The organism is Streptomyces sp. UC4497 (genome assembly GCF_054871485.1).
In genome coordinates, this window is sequence record NZ_JBTYHB010000038.1 from 51,064 (window position 1) to 65,637 (window position 14,574).

A 14,574-nucleotide genomic window follows, 5' to 3' on the forward strand; every position below is an offset into this window, starting at 1 on the left:
TCCCGCGGAATAGGTCACTATGGATCGTCGTTAGCACTCATCGAGTGAGAGTGCCAGGAGGAAGACACAGTGCCGACTTACCAGTACCAGTGCACCGAGTGCGGCGAGGGCCTCGAGGCGGTGCAGAAGTTCACCGATGACGCCCTGACCGAGTGCCCCAGCTGCAACGGCCGCCTCAAGAAGGTGTTCTCCGCCGTCGGCATCGTCTTCAAGGGCTCCGGCTTCTACCGCAACGACAGCCGCGGCTCCTCGTCGAGCAGCAGCCCGGCGTCGTCCTCGAAGTCGTCGACCGAGTCGAAGTCCTCGGATTCGAAGCCCGCGGAGTCGAAGTCGTCCTCGGACTCGAAGTCCTCGACGTCGACCTCGACCTCTTCGACGTCCTCCGCCGCGTAAGCAGCGCAATTCTTACGAGACCCTGTCGTCTTCGGACGACGGGGTCTTCGGCGTTCCCCGTGTGACTACTGTGCTGATCCATGGGGACCAACGCGAGCAACGTGAACGCAAGCGCCGCCGCCGAGATCGGCGTGATCGGCGGCTCCGGCTTCTACTCGTTCCTGGACGACGTGACGGAGATCAGCGTCGACACCCCCTACGGACCGCCGAGCGACTCGCTCTTCCTCGGTGAGGTGGCGGGGCGCCGGGTCGCCTTCCTGCCCCGGCACGGCCGCGGCCACCATCTGCCGCCGCACCGCATCAACTACCGCGCCAATCTCTGGGCGTTGCGTTCCGTGGGTGTGCGCCAGGTCCTCGGCCCGTGCGCGGTGGGCGGCCTGCGGCCCGAGTACGGGCCGGGGACGCTGCTCGTGCCCGACCAGTTCGTGGACCGTACGAAGTCGCGGGCGCAGACCTACTTCGACGGGCATCCGCTCCCGGACGGGACCGTGCCGAACGTCGTGCACGTCTCGCCCGCCGACCCCTACTGCCCCGCGGGGCGCAGGGTCGCGGTGAAGGCGGCGCGCGGCAAGGGCTGGGAACCGGTGGACGGCGGGACGCTCGTGGTGGTCGAGGGGCCGCGGTTCTCCACCCGCGCCGAGTCGCAGTGGCATGCCGCCATGGGCTGGTCGGTGGTCGGAATGACCGGGCACCCCGAGGCGATGCTCGCCCGTGAACTGGAGCTCTGCTACACGTCGTTGACCCTCGTCACGGACCTGGACGCGGGCGCGGAGAGCGGCGAGGGCGTCTCGCACGACGAGGTGCTCCAGGTGTTCGCGGCCAACGTGGACCGGCTGCGGACCGTGCTGTTCGACGCGGTGGCGGGGCTGCCGGCGGACGCGGAGCGGGACTGCTCGTGCGCAGGGGCGCTGGGCGGGATGGATCCGGGGTTCCGGTTGCCGTGAGGCCTGAAGCTCCCCTCGTGAGGCCTGAATCTCCCCTTCGGGTGAGGGAGTTGTCCACAACCGCTCGGTAGTGCACGGGCTCCGGCGGGATGTGGCGCGGAGGCGGATCGTGGTCGGCGAGACGGGCGTGGTGCCCGTCCGGCCCGACCGATCCGCAGGCGGTGGCGACTGTGTCCGCATCTGTTCCCGTTCCGTACCAGCTCAGCATTCCCCCGACGTCCGAGGTGCCGCCCTTCCCTCCCGTGCACGTACGCGGCGCGCGGTGGCGGCCGGGGCGCGCGGGCAGGCGCCGGCACCGGCCGGCCGTGGCGGCGGGGCTCGTCCTGGCCGCGGCGGCGCTGGCGGTCGCGGTGCCGTCGTCCGGGGCGGGAGGCGGGCCCGAGCCTCCGCACGCGGGGGCGGGGCCGGGTGGGCGGGGGGCCTCGTCCGTCGCGTCCGCCGCGCCGGTGTCGGCGCCGGTGCGGATCGCGGACGCGGGGGCGGTGCGGCTGCTGCGACCGGGCGACCGGGTCGACGTGGTGGCGGCGCGGGCGGACGGCAGGCCGGGGGTGCGGGTGCTCGCGTCCGGAGCGCGCGTGGCGTCCGTGCCGAAGCCGAGGCCAACTCTCGGTCAAGGCGGCGACATCGGCGAAACCTCGACGACGAGCGGGGCGTTGGTGGTGCTGACGGTGGAACGCGCGACCGCGGCGCGGCTCGCGGGTACCGGAGCCGCCTCTAGGTTGGCGGTGACGGTGTGGTGACGTATATCTCCTCAAGTCCCCCGTTCGAGCTACCGAATTGGACAGGTCTGACCCGAACTGTCTTAGGTTGCGGAAGCGTTTGCTCCACTACCTGGACATGTGAAGAGAGGCCTTCTGGTGAGCGAGAACAACGGGCCGAGCCTGTGGGAAGGCTTCAAAGCCTTCCTCATGCGCGGGAATGTGATCGACCTCGCGGTCGCCGTGGTCATCGGCGCCGCATTCACCAACATCGTGAACGCGGTGGTGGAAGGGGTCATCAACCCGATCGTCGGAGCGTTCGGGACGCAGGACCTGAACAAGTACGCGTACTGCCTGAAGGGCACGTGCGACGGCAAGGGCGACGACAGCATCCAGATCATGTGGGGCACTGTCCTCAGTGCCGCCATCAGCTTCCTGATCACGGCTGCCGTCGTGTACTTCCTGATGGTGCTGCCGATGGCCAAGTACCTCGCACGGCAGGCCGCGAAGAAGGCCGAGAAGGAAGGCACCCAGGAGGTGCTGGAGGTCTCCGAGCTGGAGGTGCTCAAGGAGATCCGCGACGCGCTCGTGGCGCAGCGCGGCTCGGGGCACACCGAGTCCTAGCGGGGCTCGCCGCGGCCCTTCAGATGTGGTGGGGCGGCTTCTCGTCGAGGAAGCGGGCCAGGTCGGCGGCGCTGTTGTCGCCGGCTGTCGGCCGCTCGCCCCAGCCGCGGTCCGTGTCGTCGGAGGACTGCGCCGTCAGCGGATCGTCGAAGATCAGCGCGGCCTTGGGGTCGCGCTTCTTGGGGTCGGGGGCGGGGCTGCTCATGGCTCCAGGGTACGTCGCCGGGTCAGACGGCCGTGAGGCCGTGGGACTCGAAGATCGCCTTGGCGGAGGCGACCTGCTCGGGGGTGGGCGAGGGGGTGTCGTGCAGCGTGAAGGCCTTGCCGAGCGCCTGCCACTTCGCCTCGCCGAGCTTGTGGAAGGGCAGCACGTCGACCCGGGAGACGTTGCCGAGGGAGCCCGCGAAGGCGGCGACGCCCTCGATGTTGGCGGGGTCGTCGGTCAGGCCGGGGACGAGCACGAAGCGCACCCACACGTTCTTGCCGAGGTCGGCGAGGCGGTGCGCGAAGTCGAGGGTGGGCTGAAGCGGGCGCCCGGTGACGTGCTTGTACGTGTCGCGGTCCCAGGACTTGATGTCGAGCAGCACCAGGTCCACGTCGCGCAGCAGGGCGTCGGTGGCGCGTACGCCGAGGAAGCCCGAGGTGTCGAGGGCGGTGTGCAGGCCCAGCTCGTGCTTGAAGCGGTGCAGCAGCTCACCGGCGAAGACCGGCTGGAGCAGCGGTTCGCCGCCGCTGATGGTGGCGCCGCCGCCCGCGGCATCGATGAACCGGGTGTACTTGGCGGCTTCGGCGACGATCGCGTCGGCCGCGGTGCGCTTGCCGCCCCGCATCCTCCAGGTGTCGGGGTTGTGGCAGTACAGGCAGGTCAGCGGGCAGCCGGAGAGGAACGTCACGAAGCGGGTGCCCGGCCCGTCGACGCCGGTCGACAGGTCCCAGGAGTGCACCGAGCCCTCGATGGGGCGGTGGGTCGCGGCGGCGGCCGGGGTGGCGGCGTCGTTCGCGCCGAGGTCACTCGCGGTCCGGGTGAGCAGCACGGTCATGGCGTTCCTCCTCGTGTCCTTCGGGGTGTCTCGGTCGTGAGGACCGGCTCAGAGGGAGCCGTGGAAGGTGCGGTTGATGACGTCCAGCTGCTGCTCGCGCGTCAGGCGGACGAAGTTCACCGCGTACCCGGAGACCCGGATGGTCAGCTGCGGGTAGTTCTCCGGGTGCTCCATGGCGTCCTCGAGCGTCGCCTTGTCGAGGACGTTGACGTTCATGTGGAAGCCGTCGCTGGCCATGAAGCCGTCGAGCACGCCGGACAGGTTGCCGATCCGCTCGGTGGGGGTGCGGCCCAGGGCGTCCGGGGTGATCGTGTTGGTCAGCGAGATGCCGTCCTCGGCGTCGTCGTAGGACAGCTTCGCGACCGACAGGGCGGAGGCGATGTAGCCGTGCTCGTCGCGCCCGTTCATCGGGTTGGCGCCGGGGGCGAAGGGGGTGCCGGCGCGGCGGCCGTCCGGGGTGTTGCCGGTCTTCTTGCCGTAGACGACGTTCGAGGTGATCGTGAGCACCGACTGGGTGTGCACGGCGTTCCGGTAGGTCGGGTGCTTGCGGACCTTCTCCATGAAGCCGTGGACGATGCTCTTGGCGATCTCGTCGACGCGGTCGTCGTTGTTGCCGTAGGCCGGGTAGTCGCCCTCGATCTCGTAGTCGACGGCGAGGCCGGTCTCGTCACGGATGACCTTGACGTTCGCGTGCTTGATCGCCGAGAGGGAGTCCGCGGCGACCGAGAGACCCGCGATGCCGCAGGCCATGGTGCGCAGGATCTCCTGGTCGTGCAGGGCCATCTCGATGCGCTCGTAGGCGTACTTGTCGTGCATGTAGTGGATGACGTTGAGCGCGTGGACGTAGGTCCTCGCCAGCCAGTCGAGCATCGCGTCGTACTGCCGGGCGACCGTCTCGTAGTCGAGGTACTCGCCCTCGATGGGTTCGAAGCCCTCGACGACCTGCTTGCCGGACTTCTCGTCGCGGCCGCCGTTGATCGCGTAGAGGAGCGCCTTGGCGACGTTCACGCGGGCGCCGAAGAACTGCATCTGCTTGCCGACGGCCATCGCGGAGACGCAGCAGGCGATCGCGGTGTCGTCGCCGTACTTGGGGCGCATCAGTTCGTCGGACTCGAACTGGATGGCCGAGGTGTCGATGGCGACCTGGGAGGCGAAGTCCTTGAAGCCGCGCGGCAGTTCACGCGACCAGAAGACCGTCAGGTTCGGCTCGGGGGCCGGGCCGAGGTTGTAGAGGGTCTGCAGCGCGCGGAAGGTGGTGCGCGAGACGAGCGGGCGGCCGTCCTCGCCGATGCCGGCCATCGACCAGGTGACCCAGGTCGGGTCGCCGGAGTAGAGGTCGTTGTACTCGGGGGTGCGCAGGAAGCGGACGATGCGGAGCTTGATGACGAAGTCGTCGACGAACTCCTGGGCCTCGGACTCGGTGATCCGGCCGGCCTCGATGTCGCGCTGGAGGTAGATGTCGAGGAAGTTGTCGATGCGGCCGATCGACATGGCCGCGCCGTTCTGCTCCTTCACGGCGGCGAGGTAGGCGAAGTACAGCCACTGGACGGCCTCGCGGCCGGTGCGGGCCGGGCCCGAGATGTCGTAGCCGTACGACATGGCCATGGCCTTGAGCTCGTTCAGGGCCTTGATCTGCTCGGAGATCTCCTCGCGGTCCCGGATGACGTGCTCGGTGGGCCACTCGGCGGCGAGCTTGTCCTTGTCGGCCTGCTTGGCGGCGATGAGGCGGTCGACGCCGTAGAGGGCGACGCGGCGGTAGTCGCCGATGATGCGGCCGCGGCCGTAGGCGTCCGGGAGGCCGGTGATGATGCCGGAGGAGCGGCAGGCGCGGATCTCGGGGGTGTAGGCGTCGAAGACTCCTTCGTTGTGGGTCTTGCGCAGGTGGGTGTAGATCTCGCGGACCTCGGGGTCGGCCTCGTAGCCGTACGCGTTGAGGGCGCCCTCGACCATCCGCCAGCCGCCGTTGGGCATGATCGCGCGCTTGAGCGGGGCGTCGGTCTGGAGGCCCACGATGAGGTCGGTGTGGTCGGCGGGCGTGCCGTCGATGTAGCCGGGGCGGAAGGCGTCGATGCGGGACGGGGTCTTCACGTCGACGTCGTGGACGCCGCGCTCGATCTCCGCGGGGAACATCCCGAGGAGCTTGTCCCATACGGCGGTTGTGCGTTCGGTCGGTCCCGCGAGGAAGGAGCCGTCGCCCTCGTAGGGGGTGTAGTTCTGCTGGACGAAGTCGCGGACGTCGACGGCGTCCCGCCACAGCCCTCCCTTGAAGCCGTCCCAGGCCTCGCCGTGCGTCGTCTTTTCCGCGGGAGTGGCAGTCATCTGCGGCACCTTCCCCATCTCTTCGACCAGTGGGTTGCTACGTGTTCATTGCACTCCTGCGGGGCTCGCCGGAGGGGCGGCAATGGTCCTGAGTTCAGGACCGTAGGGCCCTACTTCGGGCCGAAATCCGCTGGCACACCCTGGTTGACCTCGGGTTTCTTCCGGGACTTTCGCCCCATGTTCGCTTGTGAACGCATTCACAAGAGACGTGCCGGATTTCCGTGGTACCGAAGGCCGCCGCGCACGTGTGGACTGCGTGCCGATTCCCCCGCGGCGCGGCCCGATCTGCTGGGGTGGGCGCATGACGACCACGCCAGACAAGCGCTCCCCCATCCGCCGCATGGTCGAGAGGGGGCGCGACGAGGAACATCGGGCCGCTTCACCGCTGGAGCTGTTCTTCGACCTGTGCTTCGTCGTCGCCGTCGCACAGGGCGGGGCGGAGCTGGTGCACGCGGTCGCGGAGGGACACTCGGGCGCCGGCGTGATCGACTACGCGCGCGTCTTCTTCGCGATCTGGTGGGCGTGGATGAACTTCACCTGGTTCGCCTCCGCCTACGACAACGACGACGCGCTCTACCGACTGATCACCCTCGTCCAGATCGCGGGCGTGCTGGTGCTCGCGGCCGGGGTCTCGCAGGCATTCGTGCACGACAACTACATGGTGGTCTGGCTCGGCTACCTGATCATGCGGGTCGCCATGGCCACGCACTGGCTGCGGGCCGCCGCCTCCACCACCGGAGCCGAGCGCCGGGTGGCGCTGCGGTACGCGGGCGGGGTGCTCACCTGCCAGGTCGGCTGGCTGGCGCTGCTGTTCACGCCCACGGCGGCGCAGGGCTGGGTGTTCCTGGCGATGGTGATCCTGGAGATGTGCGTACCGGTGTACGCGGAGCGGGACCGGCAGACGTCCTGGCACCCGCACCACATCGCCGAGCGCTACGGCCTGTTCACGATCATCGTGCTCGGCGAGTCGATCGCCGCGGCGACGGTCGCGGTGAAGTCGGGCATCGAGGAGAACGACGCGCTCGGCGAGCTCCTGCCGATCGCGGCCGGCGGCCTCCTCGTCGTCTTCGCCGCCTGGTGGATCTACTTCGCGGTGCCGATCCACGACCGGCTGCGCAGCAACCGGCAGGCGTTCGTGTGGGGCTACGGCCACTTCTTCATCCTCGCCTCGGCGGCGTCGATCGGCGCCGGCATCGAGGTCGCCGTCGAGCAGGCGGTGGGCGAGGCGCACATCTCCACGACCGCGGCCTCCGCCGCCGTGACGGTCCCGTCCGCGGTGTTCCTGCTGCTGGTGTGGGCGCTGCACTCGCGGTACTTCAAGGTGGGCGCCGCGCAGCAACTGGCTTTGCCGGTCAGCGCGTTGCTGGTGCTCCTGTGCACGTTCGCGGGGCACTGGGCGGTGCTCGCGGCGGGGATCGTCGCGGCGCTCACGGTGGTGGTCGGGGTGACGCTGACCTCGCGGACGGGCGAGGCGCAGGCCGCCTGACGGGTCCCGGCACAACCGGCCACCCCGGGCGCCACACCCCCCACGGTCGCCCCGAGCACCCCGGGTGGGCACCAACTCGCGTGGTAGGCATGGGACATGACGACACGCAACGATGCCCTCACCGACGTCCCCGGCCTGCGCGTCGGACACGCCACCCGTGTCGGGGACGGATTCCTGACCGGTACGACGGTCGTGCTCGCCCCGGAAGGCGGCGCGGTCACCGCCGTGGACGTGCGCGGAGGCGGCCCCGGCACGCGGGAGACCGACGCGCTGGACCCGCGCAACCTCGTGCAGCGGATCGAGGCGGTCGTGCTCACGGGCGGCAGCGCCTTCGGGCTCGACTCGGCGTCGGGCGTGATGGCGTGGCTGGAGGACCAGGGGCGCGGGGTCCCGGCCGGCGCCCGCCCCGGGGAGGTCGTGCCGGTGGTGCCGGCGGCGTGCGTGTTCGACCTCGGCCGGGGCGGCGACTGGCGGGCCCGGCCGGACGCGGCGACGGGCCGCGCCGCGGTCGAGGCCGCCGCCGCGACGGAGCCCGGTTCCCCCGTCCAGGAGGGCAACATCGGCGCGGGCACCGGCACGCTCGTCGGGAAGCTGCGCGGCGGCATCGGCACCGCGTCCACGGTCCTCGACTCCGGGATCACGGTCGCCGCCCTGGTCGTCGCGAACGCCGCGGGCTCCGCCGTGGACCCGGCCACCGGGGCGCTGTACGGCGAGTTCTTTACCGGGCGCGGACCGGTGACGTACCCGACGCCGGAGGCGCACGAGGCGGCGGGCAAGCGGCTGGCGGAGGCGGCCGCGGCGAGCGGGGCGGGACCGCTGGACGGGGCCGGCGCGCGGGACGGTGCCACCGCGCCCACCGCTCCCACCGACCCGGCGCCCCTCAACACCACCCTCGCCATCGTCGCCACCGACGCCGACCTCACCCGCGCCCAGGCGCAGAAGGTCGCCGGTACCGCGCACGACGGGATCGCGCGGTCCGTACGCCCCGTGCACCTGCTCAACGACGGGGACACGGTGTTCGCGCTCGCCACCGGGGAGCGCCCGCTCGACGCCGCGAACCCCCTTGCCCTCAACGAGATCCTCGCGGCGGGCGCGGACCTCGTGACGCGGGCGATCGTGCGGGCCGTGCGCGCGGCGGAGTCCGTAGCGGCAGGCGGCCGCACCCACCTCTCGTACAGCGACCTCTACTCGTAGAACGACCTCTACTCGTAGAGCGGCCCCTACTCGTAGAACGACCCCTGCGGGGGCCGTCCCGACGCCGTGTAACAGAGATCCACCACCGCGTAACAGAACTGTCCCTGTGGCTGCGTTCACAACAAGCGGAGGGAACCCCTCCGGCCGTCTCGCGCTCTTCCCACACATCGGTAGAGAAGCAGCGGAACAGCAGAAACCACGAAAAGGGGAGCAGACCGTGAGCAGGCAGAACATAGCCGTCGTGTGCGCGACCATCGCCGTCGGCGCACTGACCCTCACGGCCTGCGGGGGCGACGCCACCGCCGACAACAAGAACGACGACGCCCCGAAGATCACCATCTCCGCCAAGGACGGCTCGACCGGCGCGTCGATCAACACGACGGGCGTGAAGGTCAGCGACGGCAAGCTGACCACCGTCAAGATGACCGAGTCGGCGAGCGGCAAGGCCGTGCCCGGCACGATCGTGAAGAACGGCGCGGCGTGGAAGCCGAAGGAGCAGCTGGAGCGCGGCACCAAGTACCGGATCTCCGCGTCCGCCAAGGACGACAGCGGGCAGAAGGCCGCCGCCAACTCCATCTTCACGACGGTCTCCGGCGCCAACAGCTTCATCGGCACGTACACGCCGGACGACGGGTCGACGGTCGGGGTCGGGATGCCGGTCTCGTTCACGTTCGACAAGGCGATCACCAACAAGAAGGACGTGCAGTCGCACATCACGGTGACGTCCAGCGGCGGCCAGAAGGTCGTCGGCCACTGGTTCGGCGCGCAGCGCCTGGACTTCAGGCCCCAGGAGTACTGGAAGGCCGGCTCCAAGGTCACCATGAAGATCGACCTCGACGGCGTCGAGGGGGCGAACGGGGTGCACGGCGTGCAGGACAAGACGGTGACGTTCACCGTCGGCCGCTCGCAGGTCTCCACGGTCGACGCGAACACGCAGGAGATGACCGTCGTCCGCGACGGCAAGACGATCAAGACGGTCCCCGTCTCGACCGGGAGCAACGAACACCCGACGTACAACGGGCAGATGGTGATCTCGGAGAAGTTCGTGCAGACGCGCATGAACGGCGACACGGTCGGCTTCGGCGGTGAGTACGACATCGCGGACGTGCCGCACGCGATGCGCCTGTCCCAGTCCGGGACGTTCATCCACGGCAACTACTGGAGCTCGCCGGGCATCTTCGGCTCGCAGGGCACCAGCCACGGCTGCGTAGGCATGCGGGACGTGAAGGGCGCGGGCGGCGACACGACCGCCAAGTGGTTCTTCGACAACTCACTGGTCGGCGACGTCGTGGTCATGAAGAACTCGCACGACGAGACGATCGCCCCCGACAACGGCCTCAACGGCTGGAACATGGCGTGGAGCCAGTGGACGGCCGGCAGCGCCGCCTGACACACAGGCCCCCACCGACACACACGCACCCTCACCGACACGGGCCGCGCGGGAACCCCCCGCGTGGCCCGCGCGTTGTCCAGGCACGTCGCTCAAATCCCGCCCCCCGTTTGTCATTTCACGGACATGATGTCCGAGCGAAGGACTACGGTATGCACCCACGAGGTGACACGAAGCAATACTGGGAGGTGCCTTGAGCGTTCCGCATGATTCCGAGCCCAATGTCGGGTTCGGCACCGAGCCGGACGCGTCACCCGAAGCACAGCTCGGGCGACTCCTCGGCCGCGCGCTCAACTCCTTCGACCTGCCCGACGAGGCGCTGGAGCGGCTCGACGGCGCGCTCGCATACGCGGGCTCCCTGCACTCGGCCCACCACAGCGGCGGCCGCCACCGCGAGACGTACCGGCACAACTGGCTGCTGGTCGACGGCGGCTCGCTCACCCTCTGGGAACTCGTGCACAACACGGGGCGGGACGGCACACCGCAGCACGAGGTCTACGTGTCCGAGGACGAGCTGCACCTGGCGACGGGACGGCTCCCGCTCCCCCAGGAGGCCGAGCCGGAGTTCGACCTCCACGTCCCCATGACCCCCGTCAAGCTCCCCCCGGCCCCGCCGATGCGCCGCACCTTCGGCGCCGGCGACCCGGAACGCTCCGTCGACCACGCGCGCCGCCTGCTGCGCCGCGCGGAGAACCCCGACGTCACGACCCGACCGGGCCCCGGCACGGCGCGACTGCTGCGGGAGGCGTGCGCACACCAGATCACGCAGGCCTTCGGCTGCCGCGTCAGCCACGGATTCGCCCTGTACGAGCACGCGTTCCTGCTGCACGACGGCTGCGAGCTCAGCCTCTGGGAGGTCGAGCACACGACGACGCCGGACGGCCGCCACATGTGCGAGGTCTACGCGACGCAGGAGGCGGCGCGAGCGGCAATGGACCACCGAGCGGCGTCATCCCCACGGGCCCGCCGGTAGTCCGGGGGACTGCCGACGCCGGCACTCCCCCGGACTACCGGCGGCTGAACTCCCGTACCAGGCCTGCGAACGCGTCCTGCTCGTCGGCCGTCAGCGGCACCGACTCCAGCGCGGGCGCCCGGGACTGCGCCGGCAGCGCGCCCATCGGCAGCTGCGTCCGCGGCTGCGGCGGCCCGAAAGCGACGGCGCGCGCCAGGCGGGCCAGTCCGATCACCCATGCCACGGCCGCAAGAGCGACCAGAGCCAGGCCCAGCTGCTGAAGGATCGACACGTGCTCAGGCATGCGTTCCAGTGAACACCACAGTCCGGGACTTTGGTCCCGGACCGTGACGTATCTCGCAAGGCTCCTAACGCCCCGCCAACCATGCCAACCGCGCCAATCGCACCAACCGCGGCAAGCCTCACACCTTCGCGGGCTGCACCGCCTCTGGCTCGGCGACGGTCACCGTCTGCGACGGGGCCTGCACGGCCTCCGGCTGCCCGGCGGCGGCCGGCTGCTTGCGCACCGACTTGAGCAGGACGACCAGCGCCGCGGTGACGCACGTACCGGCCGCGATCGCCACCAGGTACAGCCAGGCGTTGCCGATCAGCGGGACCACGAAGATGCCGCCGTGCGGGGCGCGCAGCGTGGCGTCGAAGGCCATCGACAGGGCGCCGGTGACCGCGCCTCCCGCCATGGAGGCGGGAATCACGCGCAGCGGGTCGGCCGCGGCGAACGGGATGGCGCCCTCGGTGATGAACGAGGCCCCGAGGACCCAGGCCGCCTTGCCGTTCTCCCGCTCGGTCTTGGTGAAGAGCTTGCCTCGCACGGTGGTGGCGAGCGCCATCGCCAGCGGGGGAACCATGCCGGCGGCCATCACCGCGGCCATCACCTTGAGCGAGCCGTCAGTGGGGTTGGCGAGACCGCCGACCGCGAAGGCGTAGGCAACTTTATTGAGCGGACCGCCGAGATCGAAGCACATCATCAGGCCGAGGATGACGCCGAGGACGATCGCGTTGGCGCCGGACAGGGAGTTCAGCCAGTCCGTCAGGGCGCTCTGCAGCGAGGCGATCGGCTTGCCGATCACCACGAACATCAGGAAGCCGACGACGATCGAGGAGAGCAGCGGGATCACGACCACCGGCATGATGCCGCGCAGCACCGCCGGGACGTTCACCTTCTGGATCGCCATGACCACGGCGCCCGCGATGAGTCCGCCGACCAGACCGCCGAGGAAGCCCGCGTTGGTGGTCACCGCGATCGAACCGGCGACGAAGCCGGGCACGAGCCCCGGCCGGTCCGCCATGCCGTACGCGATGTAGCCGGCGAGGACCGGGACCAGGAACGCGAAGGCGGCTTGGCCGGTGTAGAAGAGGAGCGCGGCCCAGCTGGTCGTCGAGCCCCAGTCGAAGCTGTTGAGCAGCGCCTGGACCTTGACGTCGGCGACCTCGTAGCCGCCGATCGCGAAGCCGAGCGCGATGAGCAGACCGCCCGCCGCCACGAATGGCACCATGTAACTGACGCCCGACATCAGCCACTTGCGGAGCTTTGTGCCGTAACCGTCCGTGGAGTCGCCGGAGTTGTCCACAGGTGTGGATGACGCGTCGGCGTGGGCCGTGGTCTCGCCGCGGGCGGCCTTCTCGCGGACCTCGGTGATGAGTTCGGCGGGGCGGTTGATGCCGGCCTTGACGCCGACGTCGACCGTGGGCTTTCCGGCGAAGCGTTCCTTCTCGCGTACGGGGACGTCGTGGGCGAAGATCACGCCGTCGGCGGCTGCGATGACGGCCGGGTCGAGGCGGGTGAAGCCGGAGGAGCCCTGCGTTTCGACGACGAGTTCGACGCCGTCGGTGTCGCGGCCGGTGTTCTCCAGGGACTCGGCCGCCATGTAGGTGTGGGCGATGCCGGTGGGGCAGGAGGTGACCGCGACGATCTTGAACGTGGCCGGGTGCTCGGAGGGGGTCTCTGTTTCCGGCTCCGTCTGCGCCGTCGGCTCCGTCGGTGCTGCGGGTTCCGGGGTCGGCTCGTCGCCGCGTATCAGTGCCGCCGCTGCCCCCGCGTCGGTCGCCGCGCGCAGTGCCGACTTGAAGTCCTCGTCCATCAGCTGGCGGGCCAGCGACGAGAGGATCGTGAGGTGGGCGTCGTCCGCGCCCGCCGGGGCCGCGATCAGGAAGATCAGGTCGGCGGGGCCGTCCGGGGCGCCGAAGTCGATGCCGTCGGCGCTGCGGCCGAAGGCGAGCGTCGGCTCGGTGACGTGCTCGCTGCGGCAGTGCGGGATGCCGATGCCGCCGTCCAGGCCGGTCGGCATCTGGGCCTCGCGGGCCGCGACGTCGGCGAGGAAGCCGTCGAGGTCGGTGACCCTGCCGAGGGTCACCATGCGTTCGGCCAGCGACCTGGCCGCCGCTTCCTTCGTTCCGGCGGACAGGTCGAGGTCGACCAGGTCCGCGGTGATCATCTCCGTCATCGCGGGCTCCTTTGCCTACGCATGGGTGGGGTGGGTGGTGGGGCGACTGCACGGGTGGCCACTGGGGTGGGTTTTCGGTGTGCGCGTGCGGCTGGTGTCATCGCGTGGGCTCCTTCAAGGGGCGGTCCACCGGGACCTCTGCCGTCAGTTCCACCGCGTCCGGGCGGAGGTCCCGCGGGGTCGGCATCGCGCTGCCCGGCAGCTGGACCGCCGCCGCGCCGTGGGCGACCGCCGAGGCCAGTGCCTTCGGGCCCTCGCCGCCCGCGATCAGGAAGCCGGCGAGGGAGGAGTCGCCGGCCCCGACGTTGCTGCGCACCGCGTCGACGGGGGCCGAGGCGAACCAGGCGCCGCTCGCGTCGACCAGGATCTGGCCGTCCGCGCCGAGCGAGGCGAGCACGGCGACCGCGCCCAACTCCCTTAGTTCTTCCGCCGCCTTGACCGCGTCGCCGACCGTGGCGAGCGGGCGGCCGACTGCCTCCGCGAGCTCCTCGGCGTTGGGCTTCACGACGTCGGGGCGTTCGCGGAGGGCCGCGAGGAGCGCGGGGCCCGAGGTGTCGAGCGCGATGCGGGCGCCCGCGGCGTGCGCGCGGGCCACCAACTCGGCGTACCAGGACGGCTCCAGGCCGCGCGGCAGGCTGCCGCAGCAGGCGATCCAGTCGGCGCCCGCCGATCGCTCCCCTACGACACCCAGCAGCAACTCGGCTTCCGCCGCGGACAGTTCGGGGCCCGGCGCGTTGATCTTCGTGAGGGTTCCGTCCGCTTCCGCGAGCGCGATGTTCGACCGGGTGTGGCCCTCGACCGGGACCGGGGCGACCTTGATGCCCTGTCCGTCGAGGAGTTCGGCGACCAGGGCGCCGGGGGCGCCGCCCAGCGGGAGGACGGCCAGCGTGGGGGCTCCGGCGGCGGCCACGGCCCGCGACACGTTGACTCCCTTGCCGCCCGGGTCCATGCGCTCGCCGCTCGCGCGGACGACCTCGCCGCGGTCGAGGCCGGGGACCTCGTAGGTGCGGTCGAGGGAGGGGTTGGGGGTGACGGTGAGGATCATGCCGGGGTCGCCGCTTCCGTTGCTTGC

The 14,574-nt window shown here is 70.6% G+C and carries 14 protein-coding genes; 8 read left to right on the forward strand and 6 right to left on the reverse strand.

Annotation, left to right across the window (positions count from 1 at the left end):
- Positions 1-69 precede the first annotated feature (69 nt).
- The 4 genes from ACYSUO_RS35030 (at position 70) to mscL (ending at position 2,659) form a co-directional block, all read left to right on the forward strand.
- The gene (locus ACYSUO_RS35030; RefSeq protein ID WP_426903121.1) at positions 70-393 is read left to right on the forward strand and encodes an FmdB family zinc ribbon protein; all 324 of its coding nucleotides are present in this window, start codon (positions 70-72) and stop codon (positions 391-393) included.
- An 80-nt stretch (positions 394-473) separates the two neighbouring features.
- Positions 474-1,337, forward strand: a complete 864-nt coding sequence (locus ACYSUO_RS35035; RefSeq protein ID WP_461780245.1) for an S-methyl-5'-thioadenosine phosphorylase — start codon at positions 474-476, stop codon at positions 1,335-1,337.
- Positions 1,338-1,795: 458 nt separating this feature from the next.
- Complete coding sequence (locus tag ACYSUO_RS35040) at positions 1,796-2,077, forward strand: RcpC/CpaB family pilus assembly protein (protein WP_461780246.1); 282 nt, start codon at positions 1,796-1,798, stop codon at positions 2,075-2,077.
- A 117-nt stretch (positions 2,078-2,194) separates the two neighbouring features.
- Positions 2,195-2,659, forward strand: coding sequence for a large conductance mechanosensitive channel protein MscL (gene mscL / locus ACYSUO_RS35045; protein ID WP_461780247.1), 465 nt, complete (start codon positions 2,195-2,197; stop codon positions 2,657-2,659).
- 19 nt (positions 2,660-2,678) lie between these two features.
- Here mscL and ACYSUO_RS35050 read toward each other — a convergent pair whose 3' ends face one another.
- Genes ACYSUO_RS35050 through pflB form a run of 3 tightly spaced genes read right to left on the reverse strand, consistent with a single transcriptional unit; the run spans position 2,679 to position 6,018 of the window.
- Complete coding sequence (locus ACYSUO_RS35050) at positions 2,679-2,864, reverse strand: hypothetical protein (protein ID WP_461780248.1); 186 nt, start codon at positions 2,862-2,864, stop codon at positions 2,679-2,681.
- Between the two features lie 22 nt (positions 2,865-2,886).
- Complete coding sequence (gene pflA / locus ACYSUO_RS35055) at positions 2,887-3,699, reverse strand: pyruvate formate-lyase-activating protein (protein WP_461780249.1); 813 nt, start codon at positions 3,697-3,699, stop codon at positions 2,887-2,889.
- 48 nt (positions 3,700-3,747) lie between these two features.
- The gene (pflB, locus tag ACYSUO_RS35060; RefSeq protein ID WP_461780250.1) at positions 3,748-6,018 is read right to left on the reverse strand and encodes a formate C-acetyltransferase; all 2,271 of its coding nucleotides are present in this window, start codon (positions 6,016-6,018) and stop codon (positions 3,748-3,750) included.
- 301 nt (positions 6,019-6,319) lie between these two features.
- Between pflB and ACYSUO_RS35065 the strand changes: the two genes are divergently transcribed.
- From ACYSUO_RS35065 to ACYSUO_RS35080, 4 genes are all read left to right on the forward strand, one after another.
- Positions 6,320-7,504 (forward strand): low temperature requirement protein A, encoded by a 1,185-nt coding sequence (locus ACYSUO_RS35065; protein WP_461780251.1) that lies wholly within the window; start codon positions 6,320-6,322, stop codon positions 7,502-7,504.
- Positions 7,505-7,600: 96 nt separating this feature from the next.
- On the forward strand, positions 7,601-8,698 hold the full coding sequence (locus ACYSUO_RS35070; RefSeq protein ID WP_461780252.1) for a P1 family peptidase: 1,098 nt from the start codon (positions 7,601-7,603) through the stop codon (positions 8,696-8,698).
- 217 nt (positions 8,699-8,915) lie between these two features.
- Positions 8,916-10,088: a L,D-transpeptidase gene (locus ACYSUO_RS35075; protein WP_461780253.1), complete on the forward strand. Its 1,173-nt coding sequence runs from the start codon at positions 8,916-8,918 to the stop codon at positions 10,086-10,088.
- A 193-nt stretch (positions 10,089-10,281) separates the two neighbouring features.
- Positions 10,282-11,061 (forward strand): DUF6227 family protein, encoded by a 780-nt coding sequence (locus ACYSUO_RS35080; protein WP_461780254.1) that lies wholly within the window; start codon positions 10,282-10,284, stop codon positions 11,059-11,061.
- A 34-nt stretch (positions 11,062-11,095) separates the two neighbouring features.
- On the opposite strand, the gene ACYSUO_RS35085 is transcribed toward ACYSUO_RS35080, so the two are convergent.
- The 3 genes from ACYSUO_RS35085 to pfkB all read right to left on the reverse strand — a co-directional run bounded on the left by ACYSUO_RS35085 (position 11,096) and on the right by pfkB (position 14,547).
- A complete protein-coding gene (locus tag ACYSUO_RS35085; protein ID WP_461780255.1) occupies positions 11,096-11,344 on the reverse strand; it encodes a hypothetical protein in 249 nt (82 codons plus the stop codon).
- Positions 11,345-11,462: 118 nt separating this feature from the next.
- Positions 11,463-13,502, reverse strand: coding sequence for a PTS fructose transporter subunit IIABC (locus ACYSUO_RS35090; protein ID WP_461780256.1), 2,040 nt, complete (start codon positions 13,500-13,502; stop codon positions 11,463-11,465).
- A 97-nt stretch (positions 13,503-13,599) separates the two neighbouring features.
- Positions 13,600-14,547 (reverse strand): 1-phosphofructokinase, encoded by a 948-nt coding sequence (gene pfkB, locus ACYSUO_RS35095; RefSeq protein ID WP_461780257.1) that lies wholly within the window; start codon positions 14,545-14,547, stop codon positions 13,600-13,602.
- Positions 14,548-14,574: the final 27 nt, after the last annotated feature.

What these genes read in the sequence shown, in the direction of transcription:
- ACYSUO_RS35035 (WP_461780245.1), top strand. Translation starts at nt 474, where the DNA reads ATGGGGACCAACGCGAGCAACGTGAACGCAAGCGCCGCCGCCGAGATC.
- ACYSUO_RS35050 (WP_461780248.1), bottom strand. Translation starts at nt 2,864, where the DNA reads ATGAGCAGCCCCGCCCCCGACCCCAAGAAGCGCGACCCCAAGGCCGCG.
- pflA (WP_461780249.1), bottom strand. Translation starts at nt 3,699, where the DNA reads ATGACCGTGCTGCTCACCCGGACCGCGAGTGACCTCGGCGCGAACGAC.
- pflB (WP_461780250.1), bottom strand. Translation starts at nt 6,018, where the DNA reads ATGACTGCCACTCCCGCGGAAAAGACGACGCACGGCGAGGCCTGGGAC.
- ACYSUO_RS35065 (WP_461780251.1), top strand. Translation starts at nt 6,320, where the DNA reads ATGACGACCACGCCAGACAAGCGCTCCCCCATCCGCCGCATGGTCGAG.
- ACYSUO_RS35070 (WP_461780252.1), top strand. Translation starts at nt 7,601, where the DNA reads ATGACGACACGCAACGATGCCCTCACCGACGTCCCCGGCCTGCGCGTC.
- ACYSUO_RS35085 (WP_461780255.1), bottom strand. Translation starts at nt 11,344, where the DNA reads ATGCCTGAGCACGTGTCGATCCTTCAGCAGCTGGGCCTGGCTCTGGTC.
- ACYSUO_RS35090 (WP_461780256.1), bottom strand. Translation starts at nt 13,502, where the DNA reads ATGACGGAGATGATCACCGCGGACCTGGTCGACCTCGACCTGTCCGCC.
- pfkB (WP_461780257.1), bottom strand. Translation starts at nt 14,547, where the DNA reads ATGATCCTCACCGTCACCCCCAACCCCTCCCTCGACCGCACCTACGAG.